General features: G+C 77.8%; 1 protein-coding gene and 1 pseudogene. Both read left to right on the top strand.

What is annotated here, in order from left to right; all coding sequences use genetic code 11:
- Positions 1 to 1,092 (top strand): tetratricopeptide repeat protein (locus FOE67_RS25840; RefSeq protein ID WP_323385534.1); only part of this gene is annotated, 1,092 nt, incomplete at its 5' end.
- Positions 1,089 to 1,331, top strand: a pseudogene (locus FOE67_RS29760) (serine/threonine-protein phosphatase); the annotation flags it as partial. The gene FOE67_RS25840 and the pseudogene FOE67_RS29760, both read left to right, overlap by 4 nt.

Raw genomic sequence — 1,331 nt, forward strand, 5'->3', positions numbered from 1 at the left:
GGCCCCCACCGCACGCCCCCGCGCCGCCGGTTCCGGCTGCGCGGTCGGCGCCCGGGCGCGGAGGACCCGCCCCGCCCCGCGGGCACCGGGCTCCCCGGCCGGCGGGACGGCGTGCCGGGGACGATCGTCCCCGATCTGCGGGAGAGCGCGCTGGCGCTGCCCGTTCCCCGGCTCGACCCGGAGGACGCCTGCGCCGGTTTCCTCGCCGGCCTGCCGCCCGCCGGCGCCTCCGAGACCCTCACCGCCCTGGAGGCGGCCCCCACCGACTCGATCGAACTGCGGCTGCGCCGGGTTCGGGCCCTGCTGGAACTCCCCCTCGAACAACCGGGGAACGCCGAGCTGCGGGCGGACGCCGACGCCGAGGCGGCGGAGCTGCTCGACGCGGCGGCCCGGTGGACGCCCGGGGACCACCGGGTGGTCTGGTACCGGGGGGTGGCCGCGTTGTGCGCGCACGACCCGGCGACGGCGGCCCGGTGTTTCGGCGCCGTCCACGACGCCTTCCCCGGCGAGCCGGCGCCCGGCCTGGCCCTGGGGGTCTGCGCCGAGGCGCTGGGCGGCACCCGGGACGCCGAGGAGTGGTACGCGGCCGTGTGGGCCACCGATCCCGGCCATCACGGCGCCGGCTTCGGTCTCGCCCGGGTGCGGCTCGCGGCCGGTGACCGCGAGGGGGCGGTGCGGGTCCTGGAATCCGTCCCGGAGACCTCCGTGCACCGGAACGCCGCCCTGGTGGCGGCGGTGCGCGCCCGGTTGCGCGGACGCGACCCCCGCGAACCCCTCCTCCCCGAGGTGTTGACCTGCGGACGGCGGGTGGCCGAACTCCGTGGGAACGGTGTGGAACCGGCGCTTGTGGAACGGCTGTCCTGTGAGGTGCTGGGGGTGGCGCTGGACTGGTGGTTGGCCGGTCGGGCCGGGGCCCCGGAACCTGCTTCGGAGGGGACACGTACCGTGCTGGGACACTCGTTGGACGAAAAGGGACTCCGGTCGGGTCTGGAAGGCTCGTACCGGGTGCTGGCCCGCCTCGCCGCGAGCCCCCGCGAACGGATCGAACTGGTGGAGACGGCCAACCGTCTCCGCCCGAGGACATGGGTGTGACGATGCCGCAGCTCGATCAAGTCTCCGTCTGCCCCGGCTGCGGTGAGCCGCCGGCCGACGCCGACCGCCACTGCGGCGTGTGCGGTGCCGAGCTGCGTCGGGGGCCCGTCACCCCGCCCGCCGCGCCCGCCGCGCCCGCTGTCAATCCGTATCCCCCCTCGTACCCCGCCGGGACCGGCGGGCCCGGTCCCGGTCCGTGGGGCGCCGGCCCCGGCGCCGCGACCCCACCGGCGGCACCC

This window comes from Streptomyces calidiresistens (genome assembly GCF_014141525.1).
Taxonomy (GTDB): Bacteria; Actinomycetota; Actinomycetes; order Streptomycetales; family Streptomycetaceae; genus Streptomyces; species Streptomyces calidiresistens.